Annotated in this window: 15 protein-coding genes; 11 read left to right on the top strand and 4 right to left on the bottom strand. The window is 68.4% G+C overall.

Features of this window, described 5'->3' with window-relative positions; all coding sequences use genetic code 11:
• Positions 1-3 precede the first annotated feature (3 nt).
• Complete coding sequence (locus ACRDNQ_RS16100; RefSeq protein WP_431829710.1) at positions 4-1,032, bottom strand: substrate-binding domain-containing protein; 1,029 nt, start codon at positions 1,030-1,032, stop codon at positions 4-6.
• Between the two features lie 213 nt (positions 1,033-1,245).
• Here ACRDNQ_RS16100 and ACRDNQ_RS16095 point away from each other — a divergent pair, with 213 nt between their 5' ends.
• Both ACRDNQ_RS16095 and ACRDNQ_RS16090 read left to right on the top strand, forming a co-directional pair.
• Positions 1,246-2,526 (top strand): ROK family transcriptional regulator, encoded by a 1,281-nt coding sequence (locus ACRDNQ_RS16095; protein ID WP_431829709.1) that lies wholly within the window; start codon positions 1,246-1,248, stop codon positions 2,524-2,526.
• Positions 2,523-4,043 (top strand): CRTAC1 family protein, encoded by a 1,521-nt coding sequence (locus ACRDNQ_RS16090; protein ID WP_431829708.1) that lies wholly within the window; start codon positions 2,523-2,525, stop codon positions 4,041-4,043. Before ACRDNQ_RS16095 ends, ACRDNQ_RS16090 begins: the two co-directional genes overlap by 4 nt.
• A gap of 10 nt (positions 4,044-4,053) precedes the next feature.
• On the opposite strand, the gene ACRDNQ_RS16085 is transcribed toward ACRDNQ_RS16090, so the two are convergent.
• Positions 4,054-5,382, bottom strand: a complete 1,329-nt coding sequence (locus tag ACRDNQ_RS16085; RefSeq protein WP_431829707.1) for a cytochrome-c peroxidase — start codon at positions 5,380-5,382, stop codon at positions 4,054-4,056.
• A 163-nt stretch (positions 5,383-5,545) separates the two neighbouring features.
• Between ACRDNQ_RS16085 and ACRDNQ_RS16080 the strand changes: the two genes are divergently transcribed.
• Together ACRDNQ_RS16080 and ACRDNQ_RS16075 are read left to right on the top strand one after the other, a co-directional pair.
• Complete coding sequence (locus ACRDNQ_RS16080; RefSeq protein WP_431829706.1) at positions 5,546-7,387, top strand: PHA/PHB synthase family protein; 1,842 nt, start codon at positions 5,546-5,548, stop codon at positions 7,385-7,387.
• 84 nt (positions 7,388-7,471) lie between these two features.
• Positions 7,472-9,358, top strand: a complete 1,887-nt coding sequence (locus ACRDNQ_RS16075) for an alpha-amylase family protein (RefSeq protein ID WP_431829705.1) — start codon at positions 7,472-7,474, stop codon at positions 9,356-9,358.
• 9 nt (positions 9,359-9,367) lie between these two features.
• Here the strand turns inward: ACRDNQ_RS16075 and ACRDNQ_RS16070 are convergent, their stop codons facing one another.
• Positions 9,368-10,747 (bottom strand): MBL fold metallo-hydrolase, encoded by a 1,380-nt coding sequence (locus tag ACRDNQ_RS16070; protein WP_431829704.1) that lies wholly within the window; start codon positions 10,745-10,747, stop codon positions 9,368-9,370.
• 206 nt (positions 10,748-10,953) lie between these two features.
• Here ACRDNQ_RS16070 and ACRDNQ_RS16065 point away from each other — a divergent pair, with 206 nt between their 5' ends.
• The 7 genes from ACRDNQ_RS16065 (at position 10,954) to ACRDNQ_RS16035 (ending at position 18,138) form a co-directional block, all read left to right on the top strand.
• Complete coding sequence (locus tag ACRDNQ_RS16065; protein ID WP_431829703.1) at positions 10,954-12,327, top strand: amidohydrolase family protein; 1,374 nt, start codon at positions 10,954-10,956, stop codon at positions 12,325-12,327.
• A 31-nt stretch (positions 12,328-12,358) separates the two neighbouring features.
• Positions 12,359-13,180: a cupin domain-containing protein gene (locus ACRDNQ_RS16060; RefSeq protein WP_431829702.1), complete on the top strand. Its 822-nt coding sequence runs from the start codon at positions 12,359-12,361 to the stop codon at positions 13,178-13,180.
• Positions 13,181-13,258: 78 nt separating this feature from the next.
• The gene (locus ACRDNQ_RS16055) at positions 13,259-14,206 is read left to right on the top strand and encodes an XdhC family protein (protein WP_431829701.1); all 948 of its coding nucleotides are present in this window, start codon (positions 13,259-13,261) and stop codon (positions 14,204-14,206) included.
• Positions 14,207-14,437: 231 nt separating this feature from the next.
• Positions 14,438-15,484, top strand: a complete 1,047-nt coding sequence (locus ACRDNQ_RS16050; RefSeq protein WP_431829700.1) for a hypothetical protein — start codon at positions 14,438-14,440, stop codon at positions 15,482-15,484.
• Entirely contained in the window at positions 15,484-16,506 is a 1,023-nt protein-coding gene (locus ACRDNQ_RS16045; protein ID WP_431829699.1) for a hydroxyacid dehydrogenase, read from the top strand. The genes ACRDNQ_RS16050 and ACRDNQ_RS16045 overlap by 1 nt, the downstream gene beginning before the upstream one ends.
• Positions 16,507-16,606: 100 nt before the next feature.
• Positions 16,607-17,638: an L-glyceraldehyde 3-phosphate reductase gene (gene mgrA / locus ACRDNQ_RS16040; RefSeq protein ID WP_431829698.1), complete on the top strand. Its 1,032-nt coding sequence runs from the start codon at positions 16,607-16,609 to the stop codon at positions 17,636-17,638.
• A gap of 197 nt (positions 17,639-17,835) precedes the next feature.
• Positions 17,836-18,138 carry a hypothetical protein gene (locus ACRDNQ_RS16035; RefSeq protein ID WP_431829697.1) on the top strand — a complete coding sequence of 101 codons (303 nt, stop codon included), beginning with the start codon at positions 17,836-17,838 and terminating at the stop codon, positions 18,136-18,138.
• Between the two features lie 54 nt (positions 18,139-18,192).
• Here the strand turns inward: ACRDNQ_RS16035 and ACRDNQ_RS16030 are convergent, their stop codons facing one another.
• Positions 18,193-19,116 carry a PHP domain-containing protein gene (locus ACRDNQ_RS16030; RefSeq protein WP_431829696.1) on the bottom strand — a complete coding sequence of 308 codons (924 nt, stop codon included), beginning with the start codon at positions 19,114-19,116 and terminating at the stop codon, positions 18,193-18,195.
• Positions 19,117-19,176 lie beyond the last annotated feature (60 nt).

Raw genomic sequence — 19,176 nt, 5'->3', positions numbered from 1 at the left:
CGATCATTCGCAGCCGGCGACGCCGGGCATGGCACCTTCACAGGCCTGCTCTTTCGAGATGTGGCCCGCCTCGATCGCGACGTTCAGGTTGTCCTTCGTGATCGGCGTGGGGGACAGGAGGATGGCATTCATCTCCACGCCCTTTTCGCCGCCCGAGAACTTGATCGCGCCGGGGATGGCATCCATCGCCGTGCCGCCCGCGAGGGCAACCGCGATCTCGCCTGCGGCCTTGCCAAGCTCGCGCGAGTTCTTCCAGACCGAAACGGTCTGAGAGCCGCGCGCGACACGGTTCAGCGCGGCGAGGTCGCCGTCCTGGCCGCCGATCGGGATGTTCAGGCCCTGGGCCGCAAGCGCCGCGATCGCGCCGCCCGCCATGCCGTCGTTCTGGGCAAGCACGGCATCGACGTCGTTGTTGGCGGCGGTCAGGATCTGCTCCATGTTTGCCTGCGCGTTGTCAGGCACCCAGCCGTTGGTGAAGGCTTCGCCGACGATGGTGATCTTGCCGTCGGCAACGGCCTGGCCGATGACTTCTTCCATCCCTTCGCGCAGGAAGCCCGCGTTCGGGTCACCCGGGTCGCCCTTGATGATGGCGTAGTTGCCCTCGGGGACGATGTCGAAGATCGTCTGCGCGATGATCCGGCCCACGCCCTTGTTGTCGAACGTCAGGTAGAAGGCGCGCGGATCCTCGATCAGTCGGTCGTAGCCGATGACCGGAATGCCTTCGGCGGCGGCGGCGTCAACGGCGGGGCCGATCGCGTCCTTGTCCATCGCAAGGATGATGATCGCGCTGCAGCCCTGGCCGATAAGCGATTCGATGTCGGTCAACTGCTTGGCAGCCGAGCCCTGCGCGTCGGCCGAGCTGTAGCTCGCCCCGGCCGCATCGAGTGCGCCCTTGATCGCCGCTTCGTCCGTCCGCCAGCGCTCTTCCTGGAAATTCGACCAGCTCACGCACACGTTGATGTCCTGCGCGAAGGCAGGGGCGGTGAGGCAGGTTGCCGCCATCGCCGTAGCGAGAAGCGTTCTCCTCTTCATTGGTAGTTCCTCCCTGAAACCGGCCCTCGACGGGGCCTCCCGGCGGAATCGCCGGAGTGAGCGCAGCATGCCTCAATAAATTCGGTTGTCAAAATAATAATGCGCCGCAATACTCGAACTGCATCCTTTGCCATCGGTCATTGGCCATGGTCTGCGTGGATGGCGGCGTCAGAAGAATAACATTCGGCGTCTTTTGTTTGGGAGGTGAATTATATGCGTCGGCGGGAGGGCCCGGGCGATTCGGCTGCCGTTCCGCGCGGCTGCGGCCCCCGAATCGCGCCCTTGTCCGAGGCGATGCGCCCCCTGCGCCAGCAGGTCTTCGAACGGGTCCGCGCGGCCGGATTCATGCCGCGGGTGCAGGTGGCGAAGGAATTGGGGGTCAGTCCCGCCACCGTCACCGCGGTGACGTCCGAACTGATCCGGGCCGGCTATCTGGAAGAGATCTCGGTGCCGGTCGAGGCCGCCGACGCCACGCGCGGGCGCCCGCCCGTGGCACTGGGCGTCTGCCCGGGCGCCCATCATGTCGCCGGCATGAAGCTGTCGGATCGCGAACACACGGCCGTCATCGTCGATTTCGCCGGCAACCTCGTGGCCTCGGAAACCATTCCGAACGTGCCGGGGCCGGGCGATGCCGAAACGCTGCTCGATGCCGCCGACGGGCTTCTCACGCGCGTGTGTCACCGCGCCGGAATGGCGCGCAGCGATCTTTCAGCCCTCGGCATCGGCGTGCCCGGCTTCGTCGACAATTTCCACGGCCTCGTGCACTGGTCGCCCATCCTCGAGGAGCGGGGCGTCAAGCTGGCCGCCGCCGCCCAAGACCGGCTTGGCCTCGAGGTGACGATCGACAACGACGCCAACCTCGTCGCGCTGGCCGAACTGTGGTTCGGAGCGGGCCGGGACATGGCGGATTTCGCCGTCGTCACCATCGAACATGGCCTGGGCATGGGCCTTGTGCTGAACCACCGGCTTTTTCGCGGCTCGCACGGTTTGGGGCTGGAGCTGGGTCACATCAAGGTCCAGCTTGACGGGGCGCTGTGCCGCTGCGGCCAGCGCGGCTGCCTCGAGGCCTATGTCGCCGACTACGCGCTGGTGCGCGAGGCGGCGGTGGCTCTGAACTGGATGCACAAGGACGTCAGGCCGAACCACGTCCTGCTTGAAAGCCTTTACGACCACGCCAAGGCCGGCAATGGCGCGGCGCGGTCGATCTTCCGGCGCGCGGGGCGCTACCTGGCGGTGGGGCTTGCGAACGTGGTCAACCTGTTCGACCCTGCGCTGATCATCCTTTCGGGGGAACGGATGCGCTTCGATTACCTTTATGCCGCCGATACCCTGGCCGAGATGGAAAGCCTTGTGCTTCAGGCCGGGCGCGCCGTACCGCCGATCGAAGTGCATGCCTGGGGCGACCTTCTCTGGGCGCATGGCGCGGCGGCGCTTGCGTTGTCGTCGGTGACGGAAGCCAGCCTGTCGCAGCAACGCGAGGTCGCAGCGCAATGAAGCTTTTTCCTCTTGTCCTGCTCGCCGCGTCTCCGGCGGTCGCCGGGCCCGCCTTCGTCGACCGCTCGGAGGGCTTGCCGGGCGGCCATGTCTATGGCGGCGGCTGGCTGCATTTCGTGGGCGGCGGGGTCGCGGTCTTCGACTGCGACGGCGACGCGCGCCCCGACATCTTCGCCGCCGGCGGCGAGAACCCGGCGCGGCTTTTCGTGAACGACACCGCTGGACCTGGCGCGCCCCTGAGCTTCCGCGAAGGGGCGATCGAACCGTTGACCGGCGTGACGGGCGCCTATCCGATCGACATCGACGGCGACGGGCCGATCGACCTTGTCGTGCTGCGCGTCGGACCCAACCTGATCCTGAAGGGCGACGGCGCCTGCGGCTTTGCCGACGTGACCGCCGACTGGGGCTTCGACGCGGGCGACCGCTGGTCGACCGCCTTCACCGCGACCTGGGAAGGCGCGAACGACTGGCCGACGCTTGCCATCGGCAATTACGTCGATCTGAAGGATCCCGACGGCCCGTTCGAGGCCTGCGACGTCAACGAACTGCACCGCCCCGAAGGCCGCCGCTTCGGCGCTCCCGTGGAACTGTCCCCCGGCTTCTGCGCGCTATCGATGCTGATTTCCGACTGGACGCGGGCGGGCGCGCCGGAACTGCGCATTTCGAACGACCGCCACTACTACGTGCGTGGCGGCTTCGAAGAGATGTGGCGGCTTGATCCCCTTGGCCCGCGGACCGAGTCCGACGGCTGGCAGAAGGTATCGCTGTGGGGGATGGGCATCGCCAGCGGCGACCTGAACGGGGACGGCCTGCCCGAGGTGATGCTCACGTCGATGGGCGACCAGCTGCTGCAATTCAACGACGGCGGGACCATGCGCAACGCGCCGTTCGAGGTGGGCGCGACCGCGCACAGGCCCTTCGTGGGCGACGACGGGCGCCCGTCGACCGGCTGGCACGCGGAATTCGCCGATGTCGACAACGACGGGCGGCTCGATCTTTTCATCGCCAAGGGCAACGTCGACCAGATGCCGTCGAACGCGATCCACGACCCGAACAATCTGCTGATGGGGCAGGCGGACGGGACATTCAAGGAAGCCGCCGCCGAAGCCGGCATCGCCACCGGCGAACGGTCGCGCGGGGCGGCGCTTGCCGATTTCGACGGCGACGGGCGGCTTGACCTTGTGGTGCTGAACCGGCGCGCCCCGATGGAGCTGTGGCAGAACGTGACCGAAGGCACGGGCACCTGGCTGGCGGTCGAGCCGCGGATGAGCGGGCCCAACAGCCGCGCTGTCGGCGCCTGGATCGAGGTGCGGACCGCGCAAGGCGTGCAGACCCGCGAGGTGACGGTGGGCGGCGGCCACGCGGGCGGACAGGCCGGGCCGGTGCACTTCGGGCTTGGCGCCGCCACCGCGGCCGAAGCGCGCATCCTGTGGCCCGGTGGCGAGTGGTCGGAATGGACCTCCGTGCCGGTGAACAGTCATCTCACGCTGACGCCCGAGGGGCTGATCCCCGGCTAGACCCCCCGCGCTATCGCTCGACCGGCAGTCCGCTTGGCACCGTCTCGGGCACGCCAAGCCGCCCGTCGATCGCGGCCTGGTCGGTCAGGCTGCCGAGGAAGGCGATCAGCGCCTCGACGTCACCCTCGCCAAGGGCAAGGGGCTGCGTCTCGACCGCCGCGGCGATCTCGTCCCATGTCGCGGCGGCGTCGCGGATCGTCCAGTCGGGCTTGGTGCCCGGCAGGTCCGGCAGCGTCGCCTGCGGCGCATAGGCGGCAAGACCCGTCACCGGATCGGCGTGGTGGCGCAGGAAGGCTGCAAGGTCCGAATGCGCGCCCGCGTGCCCCCAGGGCCCGGTCCGTGCGACGTTGCGCAGCGACGGCGTGCGGAAGGCATAGGCGTCCTCGGTCCGGCCGGTGACGCGCATCCGCCCGATGTCCTTTTGATGCTTTTCAAAGCGTTCGGCCTTGCCTGGGCCAAGCTGCGGCGTGCCCATGGCGTGAAAGCCGTGGTCGGTCAGCAGCGGCCCGGAATGGCAGGACGCGCAGCCCGCCTCGCCGTAAAACAGCTCGAGACCCAGGGCCGCGTCCGGCGCAAGATCGGCTTCCCCCCGCAGGTAGGCGTCGAAGGGGCTTTGGTCCGAACGCCACTCGAAGGCGATGAAGGCGGCGATCGCGTTCGAGATGTCGGTGAAGCCGATGTCGCGGCCTGCCGCGATCTCGGGATAGACGGCTTCGAAGCGCTGCCGGTATTCAGGAATGGCCGCCACCCGGTCCGAGATGATGTCCCAGGCGCCGCCGTCGCCGGTGATCCGGCCCTGGCGGACGGCCTTGGAGACGTCGTTCTCCTGGTAGTGGCCGGCCATCTCGTCGGGCGACAGCACCGGGAACATGGTCTGGGCCGACAGCAGGTTGGCGAAGCCCGCCACCATCTCGTCCTCGAGCGGGGTGCGCAGACCCGAGGGGCGCGCGGGATCGGTCTCGATCCGGCCGTCGTGGAACATCACCGTGACCTCGTGCGCCCCGAGGTTGAACAGGGCGGGCGAGTTGCGGGGGATGCGCTGTTCGGGAAGGTTCGCCGGGTCGGCCTTGCGCGCGGGCCCCAACCCGACACCGCCTTCGCCCAGGCCCAGCGACAGGCCATCGCCGGTGGCGAAGCGGGGATGGTGGCAGGTCGCGCAGGCGATGTTGCGGTTGCCCGACAGGATCGCGTCATAGAACAGAAGCTGGCCAAGCTCGACCTCGGCGGGGTCGGTGGCCATGAAATCGGAGTCGGTCAGCGGCCGGGGCAGGCCGTCGGCCAAGGCGGGAACCGCCATCAGAAGCGCAAGCGCCGCCAGTGAGAGGGCCTTGTGGTGCATTGGTGCCATGTAAGTGATCCGTCGCGCCCGATCAGTAGCGCCGGACGGCGGCCTGTCGTCAAGTGCCGAGATGTCGCCTTGACCAGGGTCAATGGCGACTTCGACCTGCTGTCTTAGTCTGCTGCACGACGCGGCGCAGGTGCCGCAGGAAGGACGCCGCAGGATGCCCCGCACGACAGGCCGGAAAGCGGCCGCGAAGGTCAGGACCGAGGCGCAGCCGGAGCGCGCGGTTGCCGCCACACCGGACGCGAGACCCGACAACGGGGCGATCGTTCCCGACATGGTCGATCGCTACAGCACCAGAAGCCTTGACCGGGCGATGAACGCGCACCTGGCGCGCTTCACGCTGGGCGTGTCGCCCTATGGGCTGGCATCGACCGTCTTTGCCTGGGGCGCGCACCTTGTGGGGTCGCCGGGCAAGCAGTTGCAACTGGCCGAAAAGGCCCTGCGCAAGTCGATGCGGCTGGCGATCTACGCCGGACAGGCCGCCCGCGATCCCGACACCCCGCCCTGCATCGCGCCCCTTCCGCACGATCACCGCTTCGATCACCCGGCCTGGCAGCGCTGGCCCTACAACCTGATCTATCAGAACTTCCTTCTGACCCAGCAATGGTGGTTCAACGCCGCCCACGACATCGACGGTCTTGACGATCACGCGGCGAAGGTCGTGTCGTTTCTCAACCGCCAGATGCTTGACCTCGTTTCGCCCTCGAACTTCGTGGCGACCAACCCCGAGGTCGCGGCCACGACCCTGCGCGAGGGCGGTGCGAACCTTGTGCGCGGGATGCACAATCTGTTCGAGGACTGGGAAAGGGCGGTCTCTGGCAAGGTGCCGGTGGGAAGCGAGGATTACCTGCCCGGACGCGACGTGGCCCTTACGCCCGGCAAGGTCGTCTTCCGCAACCACCTTCTTGAACTGATCCAGTACGCCCCGCAGACCGACGCGGTGAAGACCGAACCGGTGCTGATCGTGCCGGCCTGGATCATGAAGTACTACATCCTCGACCTCAGCCCCCAGAATTCGCTGGTGCGCTATCTGGTGGGGCAGGGGTTCACCGTCTTTATGGTCTCGTGGCGCAATCCCACGGCCGACGATCGCGACCTCGGGATGGAGGACTACTTCGCCGCCGTCGACGCCGCTTTCGACGCGGTCGCGGCCATCATGCCGGACGCGAAGGTGCATGGCGTGGGCTATTGCCTGGGCGGAACGCTGATGGCGGCGAAGGCCGCGCAGCAGGCGCGCGACGGCGACCGCCGGCTGGCGACGCTGACCCTTCTGGCGACCCAGACCGATTTCGAGGAACCGGGCGAGCTTCAGCTTTTCATCAGCGAAAGCCAGGTCGCCTTTCTCGAGGACATGATGTGGGACCAGGGCTATCTCGACACCAAGCAGATGGCCGGCGCGTTCCAGCTTCTGCGCTCGGCCGACCTGATCTGGTCACGCTACGTGCACGACTACCTGATGGGCGAACGACCGGCGATGTTCGACCTCATGGCCTGGAACGCCGATGCCACGCGCATGCCCTATCGGATGCACAGCGACTACCTGCGCCATATCTTCCTGCGCAACGAACTGGCGCAGGGGCTGTACTGCGTGGGCGTCGCGCCGGTGGCGCTGAGCGACATCGACGTGCCGATCTTCTGCGTCTCGACCACCGGCGATCACGTCGCGCCCTGGCGGTCGGTCTACAAGCTGCACCTGTTTGCCGACACCCCGATCACCTTCGTCCTGACCACCGGCGGGCATAACGCGGGCATCGTCAGCGACCCCGGGCGCAAGGGGTGGGAATTCCGCCTGCACACGACCCGTGACGGCGAGTCCTACCGCGCCCCCGAGGCCTGGGCGGCGGCGGCCGAGCGGCGGGAAGGGTCGTGGTGGCCGGCCTTCGCCGACTGGCTGGCGGATCGATCGACCGGCGAGGGCCCGCCCCCGGGGATGGGGACGGCCGATGATCGCTATCCCCCCCTGCGCGAGGCGCCGGGCACCTACGTCTTTCAGCGCTAGGTCCGCGAGCGCCGCCAAACCGTATCGTCAAGGCCGGGATTCGCCGTTATCGGTGGCGAAGGCGGTTTCGGGCGGCGCAGGGACATGGCGGCATTCTCGATCTCGGACGACGACATCTTCGCGCTGCGCTATGCCCGCAGCCGCGACGATCTGTGGGACATGCTCTCGCGGATCTACGGCACCCATCCCGATTATGCGCGGTTCCGCAAGGCGCTTGAGCGCAGCCTGCGCAAGGCCTGGGCCGAACGGCCGGCGGACCTCAAGCGCCTCGATCTGCGGCGCGACCTCGAGCCCGACTGGTTTCAGCGCCCCGACATGACGGGCTATGCCTTCTACATCGATCGCTTCGCCGGCGACCTGAAGGGGGTGCCCGGCAAGCTCGACTATCTGGCCGATCTCGGTATCACCTACGTCCACTTCATGCCCTGCCTGAAGCCGCGCCCGGGCGACAGCGATGGTGGCTATTCGGTGATGGACTATCGCCGCATCAACCCGGCCTACGGCGACATGGCCGATTTCGAGGCCGCAACCGCCGCTTGCCGGGCGCGCGGCATCAGCGTCTGCGTCGACCTCGTCATCAACCACACCGCCAAGGAACACGCCTGGGCGAAGAAGGCCCGCGCGGGGGATCCGAGATATCGGGACTACTACCTGATGTTCGAGGACGACCGCCTGCCCAAGGCCTACGAGAAGACCCTGGTCGAGGTCTTTCCCGACAACGCGCCGGGCAACTTCACCTGGTATCCCGACATCGGCCGCTGGGTCTGGACGACCTTCAACGAACACCAGTGGGACCTGAACTGGGCCAATCCGCAGATCTTTCTCGAGATGGTCGAAGTGATGCTGTTCCTGGCCAATCGCGGGGTCGAGATCCTGCGGCTGGATGCCGTGGCCTTCATCTGGAAGCGGATGGGCACGCGCTGCCAGTCCGAACCTGAATGCCACATGCTGCTGCAGGCGCTGCGTGCGGCCTGCCGGATCGTGGCGCCCGCGGTCATCCACCTCGAAGAGGCGATCGTCAGCCCCGAAGAGATGCTGCCCTATCTGGGCCGGGGCGAGCATGACGGGAAGGAAGGCAACCTGGCCTATCACAACTCGCTCATGGTGCAGTTCTGGTCGGCGCTGGCGGCGCGCGACACGCAGCTCATGACTCATGTCATGGCCACGCATTTCCCGCCCACGCTCACCAACGCGACCTACGCCACCTACCTTCGTTGCCACGACGACATCGGCTGGGCCGTGACGGACGAGGACGCCGCCGCCGTGGGCCTTGACGGGCGGATGCACCGGGCCTTCCTGTCCGAGTTCTACGAAGGCGCCTTTCCGGGGTCCTTCGCGGCGGGCGAACCCTTCCAGTTCAACCCCGAGACCGGCGACAAGCGGATCAGCGGCACCTGCGCTTCGCTTGCCGGTCTCGAAAAGGCGGTGGCCGCGGGCGATGCGACGGCCGTCGACCGCGCCATCGATCGCATCCTGATGGGCCATGCCCTGATCGCCAGCTACTGCGGCATCCCGCTGATCTACATGGGCGACGAGGTCGGGCTGCTGAACGACTATGGCTACCACGACGAGCCGCGCCACGCCCACGACAGCCGATGGCTGCACCGCCCGGTCATGGACTGGGACCGCGCGCAGGCGGCCGCGGCGGCGCCCGGCAGCATTGAAGGGCGGGTGCTTGCCGGGTTGCGCCGCATCTTCGCCCGACGCGCCGCGACGCCCGCCTTCCACGCCCGCCACCCGACCGAGATCCTGCAGACCGGGAACACGGCGCTCTTCGCCGTCGCGCGCCGGGCGCCGACCGGCAGCGTTGTCTGTCTGTTCAACTTCACCGACTTCTGGCACGCGGTGCCGGCAAGCTGGGCGGTGCAGAACGGCGCGACCGGCCTGCACGACCTTCTGTCGGACGCCCCCGTGGGCGACGGCACGGGGGCTATCCCGCTGCCGCCCTACGCGCGCCTCTGGCTGCGCTAGGGCGGGGCGCTAAAGGTCGAAGCTGGCGTGCAGCGCGGGCAGGGTGACCCTGTCCTTTCCCAGTGCGCCGGCAAGCGAGGCCCGCGCTGCGTCTTCGCCATGCACGAGGAACGTGCGTTCCGGGGCGCCGGTGCGCGCATGCCAGTCCAGCAGGTCCGTTCGCCCGGCGTGGGCCGAAAACCCGTTGATCGTGTGGATGCCCGCCCGGACCGGAATCCCGTCGCCGAACAGCCGGACGGTCCTGGCGCCGTCGATGATGATCCGCGCCAGCGTGCCCTTGGCGGCGAAACCCACGAAGATCACGCTGCAGTCGGCATGGGCAAGGTTGTGGCGCAGGTGGTGACGAACGCGCCCTCCGGTGCACATGCCCGACCCCGCCATGATGATCGCGCCTGAACGGACGCGGTTCAACGCCATCGACTCGGACGCGTCGCGGGTAAAGTGCAATTCGGGCAGGCGGAACGGGTCGTCGCCCCGGCGGATCATGGCCGCGATGGCGGGCTTCATCGCGTCGGGGTGCCGCCGGAACAGCTGCGTCGCCGAGATCGCCATGGGCGAATCGAGATAGACCGACATCAGTGCGCGGATCCGCCCGCCCAGCATCCCCTCGCGCAGGCAGAAAAGCAGCTCCTGCGCACGTTCCAGCGCGAAGGTCGGGATTATCACGTTGCCGCCGCGATCGTCGGCCTGGCGGATCGCGGCTTCGAATTCCGCGATCGTCGCGTCAAGCGGCCGGTGGTCGCGGTCGCCATAGGTGCTTTCCATCACCACGACGTCCACGTCCGACGGCGGCATGGCCGGGTTCAGAAGCGGCCGTTCGCGCGGGCCGATGTCGCCGGAAAGCAGAACGCGCCGGCGCCTGCCTCGTTCGGTCAGATCAAGCAGGACGCTGGCCGAGCCAAGGATGTGCCCGGCCTCGAAGAAGGTGGCGACCGCGCCTCGTCCCAGGTCGATCGGCACGCCGTACTCGGCCAGCCGGCCGAAGCGGTCGAGGCTGTCCAGGACATCGACGGTGTCGTAAAGCGGCTCGCTTTCCTGTCCGGTCGCCCCATGATGGCGGCGGCGGCGGGCCTCTTCCTCGTGCAGATGCGCCGAATCGAGGAGGATGAGCCGCGCAAGATCCCGCGTGGCCGGCGTACAGATGATCTCGCCCGAGAAGCCGCGCTTGAGAAGCAGCGGGATGCGCCCGCAGTGATCGAGATGGGCGTGGGTCAGCAGAAGCACGTCGACCGAGTCCGGATCGAAGCCGAAGGGGGCCCGGTTGTCCTGATGCAGCTCGTGCCCGCCCTGGAACATGCCGCAGTCGACAAGGATGTTGCGCCCCGCGACCGAGATCAGGTGGCAGGATCCGGTCACGCCCCCCGCCGCACCGTGAAAGGAGATTTTCATCCTGGTCCCTCGTCCCCGTGGTTCCCGACGCGCCGACCCAGGAACGCCGTCGCGTCGATCCGGCCACGATGCGGTGCGAAGCGAATTGACGGCGGTCAACGGGCGCGTCGGGCCGGACCGCGCGTTCCGCCAATGCTCTCGACAAGTGGCCGTGGGCGTGCAATCGATTGCTCGGCGCGTTTCGCACGTGATCAGGGGAGGAGACGATGCCAAGGACGCTGGTCAGGAAGGGTCTGGTCCTGACGCTTGTTCCCGGGGCGGCGCCCGAAAGGGATCAGGACATCCTGATCGAGGATGGCCGCATCGCCGCGATCGGGCCCGACCTGCCGGCCCGCGACGAGGACAGGGTCATCGACGCATCCGGCATGATCGTGATGCCGGGCCTTGTGAACGCCCATATCCATACTTGGCAGACCGGTCTGCGCGGGCTTGCGACCGACTGGACCGGTACCAACTACTTTCGCGCGATGCATGCGGGGCTGGCCAATTTCTTCACGCCCGAGGACATCCGCATCGCGAACCTTGTTGGGGCGCTGAATCAGCTCAACAACGGTGTCACGACGATGGTCGACTGGCACCACAACAACCCCACCCCCGACCATTCCGACGCCGCCATCGACGGCCTTCAGGACGCCGGCATCCGCGCGGTGTTCCTTCACGGCTCGGCCAAGCCCGATCCGAAGCCCGGCCAGAAGCACTTCTCCGAGATCCCGATGTCGGCCGCGGAAGTCGCGCGCCTGCGCACCGGCCGGCTTTCGTCGGACGACGCGCTGGTGACCATGGGCATGGCGATCCTTGGCCCGCAGATGTCGGTCGAGGATGTGGTGTTGCAGGATTTCCGGCTGGCGAAGGACCACGACCTTGTCGTGTCGATCCATCATTCGGGCGCGTCGATGCCCGCGCCCGAGGGGTATGCGAAGGCCGCGGCCGCAGGGCTGATCGACCGCCGGGTGAACATCGTCCACGGCAACGAACTGACCGACCGCGATCTTGGCGTCCTCGTCGACGCGGGCGCTAGCTTCACCGTGACGGCCGAGATCGAACTTCAGATCTGCTATGGCGATCCGCTCAGCCGCCGGCTTCTGGAGCGGGGCGTGGCCTTCTCGATCGGGACCGACATCGAAAGCGCCTTCGCCCCCGACATGCTGGCCTGCACGCGCTTCACGCTTCAGACCGAACGCCACTTCACCTCGATGGCGGTGAAGGCCCGGACGGGCGAGCGCCCGCACCCGATTCCGATCACCGTGCGCGACGCGCTGGGCTGGGCGACGGCCGAGGGCGCACGGCTGGCGCGGCTCGAGAACCGGATTGGCACGCTCGAACCCAGGAAGGCGGCGGACCTCATCCTTGTCCGCGGGGGGGATCTGAACCTGTCGGGCGCCTTCGATCCGGTCCATGCCGTGGTGGGATATGCCCATCCCGGCAACATCGACACGGTGATGGTGGGCGGCGTCGTCCACAAGCAGGGCGGCCGGATGCTGCGCGCCGATATCCCGGCGCTTCAGGCGGCCCTGGCGCAGTCCGGCACGCGCATCTTCGACGAGTTCAAGGCCCGCGCCGCGACGGCCCAGTTCGCGTAAGGCCGCCAGGGGACAGAAGGAGACCCGAGCAATGCCCGTTCTTGTCAGATCGACCGATCTTCCACGACCCGCCGACACAGGCCCCTCGATGATCACGCTGGCCGACCGGGCGCTGACCCGAAGCGATCATTGCGAGGTCCGGCGCGTGACCCTTCCGGCGGGCGAGGCGGTCATGGAACCCGTCGCGCGCGACGCGGTTGTGTGGTTCCAGGTACTTGGCGGGTCGGGACGCGTGAACGGACAGGCGATCGACCGCGCCTCGGTGGTCTTCGCACGCCCGGGCACCGAGGTGACGATCGCGGCCGACCATGCGCTTGACCTGCTCTGGACCATCGTGCCTCGTGCCGACCGCTTCGACCCCGGGCTTGGCGCGGCCGAGCCAGGCGTCTTGGTGATCGACTGGACGCGCGAACCGGTCCTGCAATCCGAACATGACAGCCGACAGCGCATCTACGTGGCGACCGAAGGGCTGATCGGCACCGGGGCGATCAAGGCCGAGATCATCACCTATCCCCCCGGCGCCGCCGCGCCCGAGCATCACCACGAAGGGGCTGAACACTTCCAGTTCGTGATCTCGGGGCGGGGGACGGCTGTCCTGAACGGGGTCGAGGCCCCCCTGGCGGCGGGCGACCTGCTGTACAACTATGAAAACGAGCTTCACTGGTTCTTCACCAACCCCGACGCGACCGAGGATTTCGTCTTCGTCGAATTCTTCATCCCCGGGCAGTGCCGCACGGTCTGGGCGAAGGATGCCAACGTCTGCGCCTGGCTGCCCACCGGCAAGGACAGCCGCGGCGCGGCGCCGGTGCGCGAAATCGGCTATCATGTGCACGGGCAGGACGCGGGGATCTGAAGGCGCCGGGCACAGGTTTCCTGCAAGCCCCTTGCCGGACGTCCCGTCCGCGCCCATGCTTGAATGCAGAGCGCGCCCATGACCCTGATCAACCCCACTGGCAATCCCGCCCGCGATCCGATTGACGCCCTTCTGTCGTCCGGGCGCGATGCCGTCCTTGCGGTGATCGCGGGGGTCGACGGCCCGTCCTACCGCCCGGTCGGGGCGATGATGACGATCTTCAGCGAAACCGAGCGTGCGGGTACGCTGTCGTCGGGCTGCGTCGAGGCCGACATCGCCCTTCACGCCATGCGCGCGCGGGACGGCGGCCGGCCGGTGAGCCTGCGCTATGGCCGGGGCTCGCCCTTCGCCGATATCGAGCTGCCCTGCGGCGGCGGGCTTGACATCCTTCTGCTGCCCGCACCCGACCGCGAGGTCCTGCAGGGGCTTGCCGACGACCTTGCAGCGCGCCGGCCCCGCATGCTCGAGATCGACGTGGCGACAGGCGCGATGCGCCTTTCCGGCGACGCCCCCTGGACCGGGCAGGATGGCCGGACCCTGCGCATCGGCTTCCTGCCCGACATCCGCTTCCTCGTGTTCGGCAAGGGCCCCGAGGCCGCGACCTTCGCCGCGCTGGTCCAGTCGGCGGGCTATCCCAACCTGCTGCTGTCGCCCGACGCCGAGACGCTGGCCGAGGCCGCCGCAGCGGGCGGCGCGACACGCCATCTTGTGACGCAGGCCTTCCCGGGGGACCTTGCCGTCGACGACCGTACGGCCATCGTCCTGTTCTTCCACGACCACGACTGGGAGCCGCCGATCCTTCAGGGCGCGCTCGACACGCCCGCCTTCTACGTCGGCGCACAGGGCAGCCGCCGCGCGGCCGAGGCACGGCTTCTGAGCCTCGAGGCGATGGGGGTTCCCGCCACCGCGCGGGCACGGCTTCGGGGCCCCGTGGGTCTGATCCCTTCGGCCCGCGACGCGGGCACGCTCGCCGTGTCGGTCCTGGCCGAGGTGCTGGCCACAGCGCTTGCGCCGGCCTCGAGTTGACCCGACCGCGGCCGCGATCCGCCACCAGGCGCTGCGCCGAAGCGCGCTGGCGCGCAATCGTGTTCCCGGGCCTGCCGAAGGCATCTTCATCGGCGCCAACTTCCTTGGCATGATGGCGCGCAATCCGGCGCCACAGACGCGCCTTGAACAGGGGGGTGACATGGCTGGAACAGGCGGCAGGGCCTTGGTCGATCGGCGCGCAACCGCAACCCTTCGCGGGCGCGTCCGGCCATGACGGGGATCGCGGCGCAGGGAATTGCAGTCGGTTTCGATGCCCGGACGGGTCTGCTTGACGGCTTCACGGTCGAAGATCACGGGCGCGCGGTGGCGCCCCTTCACCGCGCGCCCTGGGTCGGCACAGACGAGGTGATGCCGCCCGACGCGGCACCCTTGATGGCCACGCTGGGCGGCGACTTCTTCTGCGCGCCCTTCGGCGGAAGCGAAGCGGGATCACCCCTGCACGGCTGGCCCGCGAACACGCCCTGGCACGTCATCGGCGAAGGCGACGGGCGGCTTCAGGCGGTGCTTGCGCGCACCGTGCACGGCGCGACGCTGGTCAAGGAACTGTCGGTCGAGCCCGGCCACCCCTTCGTCTACCAGCGCCATGTCTTCATCGGCGGCGAAGGGCGGGTGCCGTTTGCCAATCACGCGAACGTCTCGGTCCCCGACGGGGCGCTGATCCGCACCTCGCGGAAGGCGATCTGGCAGACCCCGCCCAACCCGCAGGAAAGCGATCCGGCCATGGGCCGGTCCGCGCTGGTCTATCCCGCGACAAGCGCGGACCCCGCACGCTTTCCCAGCCTCACGGGCACCACGGACCTGACGCGCTATCCCTGGAACCCGCGGCACGAGGATTTCGTCGTCGGCATCGAGGCGCGGGGCAATCCTCTGGGCTGGACCGCCGTCACGCGGCTGGGCAAGGGGGACCTCTACCTTTCGCTGCGCCATCCCGACCGGGTGCCGATGACGATGCTGTGGCATTCGAACGGCGGGCGCGACTATGCGCCCTGGTCGGGGCGGCACTTGGGCTGCCTCGGTGTCGAGGAAGGCGGCGCCTTCAACATGCTGGGCCTTGTTCCCGAGCGCGACCTGACCGGACCGGCCGCGGTCGAGCTTGACCGCGACGCCGTGGTCGAGGTGCGCCATGTGATCGGCGCCGTCGCCTGGCCCTCGGAAGAGCCGGTGGCCGACGTGGCGCTGATGGGCGGCACAGTCGAGATCACTGGCGAAGGCGGCACGGTCCGGCACGCGCCGTTCCGCGCCGGCTTCCTTGATTGATGACGGATGACCGCCCCCTTGTCCTCAGCCTGCCCGCGCCGCGGACGCTCGAGCTGATCTTCTCGCCCGAGGCGCTGGCCAAGCTTCACCGCCGCTACGAGGTGCACGAGGCGGCGACCCTTGCCGACGTGCCCGACGCGGCATTGGCGCGGGCGCGCTATCTTCTGGGCCAGCCGCCGGTCACCGAGGACGCGCTGGCGCGGATGACGGCGCTGCGCTGCGTCTTCAACGTCGAGGGGAACCTTCTCGACAACATGCCCTATCCCCGGCTGTTCGAACGCGGCATCCATGTCGTCACCACCGCGCAGGTCTTTGCCCTGCCGGTGGCCGAGATCGGGCTGGCCCTTGCGCTGGACCTCCTGCGCGAGGTCACCGAAGCCGACCTTGCCTTCCGCGAGGGGCGCGAGGTCTGGGGACTTGAGGGCAACCGCGCGGCACGGCTTCTGAGCGGGGCCGAGGTCGGCATGATCGGCTATGGCGAACTTGGCCGCGCGCTGCATCGGCTCTTGCAGGGGTTCCGGCCGCGGCTGCGGGTCTTCGACCCTTGGCTTCCCGCTTCGGTCATCGCCGAGGCCGGGGCCGAACCGGCGGACCTCGACACGGTGCTGCGCCAGAGCGACGTGGTCTTCGTCGTGGCGGCCGTGACAAGCGAGAACCAGCGCTTCCTGGGCGCGCCGGCGTTCGCGTCGATGCGGCCGGGCGCGGCCTTCATCCTTCTGAGCCGCGCCGATGTGGTCGATTTCGACGCGTTGATCGACGCCGTCGCGGCAGGCCACCTTCGCGCGGCCAGCGATGTCTTCCCCGAGGAGCCCATGCCGCGGGATCACCGGGTGCGCGGGCTGCGGGGGTTCCTGCGGTCGGCCCATCGGGCGGGTGCGCTCGACCTTGCGTTCAGGCGCATGGGCGACATGGTGCTCGAGGACATGGAGCTTCTCGACCGGGGCCTGCCGCCCCAGCGCTGCAAGCGCGCCGAGCGCGAAACCGTGGCCCGGATGCGCTCGAAGCCCGTCTCGGCGAACTGACGGCCGCCCGCGGTTGGCAGTCCCGGTGGGGTATGCCCGCGGGGCATTGCGGATCGCCAGCGGTCATGATGTTCTGCCGATCCGCCAGAAGGAGTGCGTCATGACCTACATTCCCGCCGAGGACCGCTATTCCCGCATGATCTATCGCCGTTGCGGGCGGTCCGGGGTTCAACTGCCGGCGATCTCGCTTGGGCTTTGGCACAACTTCGGGGGCGACACGCCGCATGACACCAAGCGCGCGCTGTGCCGCACGGCCTTCGATGCCGGGATCACGCATTTCGATCTGGCCAACAACTATGGCCCGCCCCCGGGCAGCGCCGAAGAGGCCTTCGGCGAGATCCTGCGCACCGATTTCCGGGGCTATCGCGACGAGCTGATCATTTCGTCGAAGGCGGGATACCTGATGTGGGACGGCCCCTATGGCGAATGGGGCAGCCGGAAGTACCTGATCGCCTCCTGCGACCAGTCGCTGAAGCGTATGGGCCTCGACTACGTCGACATCTTCTATTCGCACCGCTTCGACCCCGACACCCCGCTGGAAGAGACGATGGGCGCGCTTGACCACATCGTGCGGTCGGGGCGTGCGCTTTACGCGGGCATCTCGTCCTACAACTCGGCCCGCACGCGCGAGGCGGTGGCGATCCTGAAGGATCTCGGCACGCCCTGCCTGATCCATCAGCCGGCCTACAACATGCTCAACCGTTGGGTCGAACGCGACGGGCTGAAGGAAACGCTGGCCGAGCTTGGCGTGGGCTCGATCGCCTTCACGCCGCTTGCCCAGGGGATGCTGACGGGAAAGTACCTGGGCGGCATCCCCGAAGGCAGCCGGGCCACGCAGGGCAAGTCGCTTGACCCTGGGATGCTGTCGGACCGGGCGCTTGCCAACCTGCGCGCGCTGAACGCGGTGGCCGAACGGCGCGGCCAGACGCTTGCGCAAATGGCGATCGCCTGGGTCCTGCGCGACGGTGGCATCACCACCGCGCTCATCGGCGCCTCGAAGCCGTCGCAGATCACCGACTGCGTCGGGGCGATCGGGAACCTCGACTTCACGGCCGAGGAACTGGCCGAGATCGACGCCCATTCCGAGGCCGGCAATATCGACCTTTGGGCGCAGTCGTCCGAGACGGCGTAGGGGGTGGGTCGCAAGGCGGACCAAACGGGTCTTTCCGCGCCGCCGGCCTTAAGGGGGAGCCGCCTGAAGTCTGGGCCGCCGGGCGCTTCCATTATGGCGTTTCGGAACCAACAGGGGGAAAGGATGCGGCGGCCGACAGCGCGAAGAACCTGACCGGACTCGTTTCGGAAAGGCTTTCGGGGGGAGGCATCGACGGGTTGCTGGAACTTGACGAAGACGATGCCCTCTTCCCGACCCACAAGGGCACGGCAAGAGGCACCGACCGGATCCGCTTGGTCTTGCAGGAGGGGTCCGTCGCTTCCGGGGCCGCGATTGGGTTCAAGGGCCGGGTCGTGTTCGAAACGGCGGATCCGGCGCTTGTGCAGAACGCGTGGATGCCGACGACGGCAAGCAGGCACACGGCCCGCGGCATGACTGTCGAGTTGGCCCGCAATCAACGGGACGGCCGGTGGAAACACGTGATCGACGGCCCGGACGGCGCCGCGCTACTGGGGAATTGAAGGTTCGCCGCCTCGGGTGGGGCGGGCTTCCCCGGTGTGGGCGCCGTCGCCCGGCTAGTTGACCCACACAGGGTTCGACCACGCCCGCCGACCCGCCCGGTCCACCACCGTCACCCTCAGCCAGGGCGAGGCGGCGAAGCGCGAAAGCTCCATCCGCCCCGTGGTCATCGACGCCCCGTGCAGCGCGCGCGCGGCCGAGCCCTGGCCCTGCACGATGATCGCCGCGGCGGGCGAGCAGTCGACCTCGATGTGGGTCGCGTGCACGCGGATGTCGCGGATCTCGGGGCCCTGGCTTGAATAGAAGTGACCGGCCTTCAGCGCGTCGAGAAGCGCCTGAGGTTCGTTCGCGCTGGACTTCACCATGACCCAGCCGCCGAAGTGATCGGGCTCCGAGAAATGCGCGTCGTCGGTGGCGATCAGGTTCAGCCGCCGCCCCTCGGTCAAGAGAAGGTCCAGCGTGTGGAAGCCGTCCGGCCGGTCGCAGCCGATCGCGCAACCGTGGTTGTAGACCTCGACTGCGTGGGCGGCCTCGATCAGGCGCGCGTCCTCCATCGTCAGGCCCGACCACTGCGGATGCGCGATGGCGACATAGGCCCCGGCCTCGACGCAGCGCCGGGCCAGGTCGGCCGCGCTTTCCTGCCCTTCGACAGGCCCGAAATGCGGCACGTCGCCGGGCGTGAAGTCGGGCGGCAGGCCCACGGCCACCAGATGCCAGATCTCGCCGTTCGCCATCGCGCCCGAATGCACTTCGGCGCCCAGGATCGTGGTGAAGCCCGTGTCGCGGAGGCCGGTCGTGTCAGTGATCGGGAAGCCGTAGAGGCCCACGAAATGGTCGGTGAGTGCAAGGAAGTCATAGCCTTCCGCGCGATAGCGGCGGCAGACTTCGTCCGGCGGCAGCACGCCGTCCGAGCGCGTCGAATGCGTGTGCAGGTTGCCCCGGAAGAACCGTCCCGGCGTGGTGAAGAAGGCGGTGCTCATCGTGTCGTTCCCCGTGTTCGCCGTGTTCCCCGCGCGATCCTGCCGCCATGCCGTGACGCC

It is taken from the genome of Saliniferula longa, assembly GCF_050789285.1.
Lineage (GTDB): Bacteria > Pseudomonadota > Alphaproteobacteria > Rhodobacterales > Rhodobacteraceae > CAVPWP01.
The sequence above is the reverse complement of the archived record's forward strand: the minus strand, read 5'-3'. Positions and strand labels throughout refer to the sequence as shown.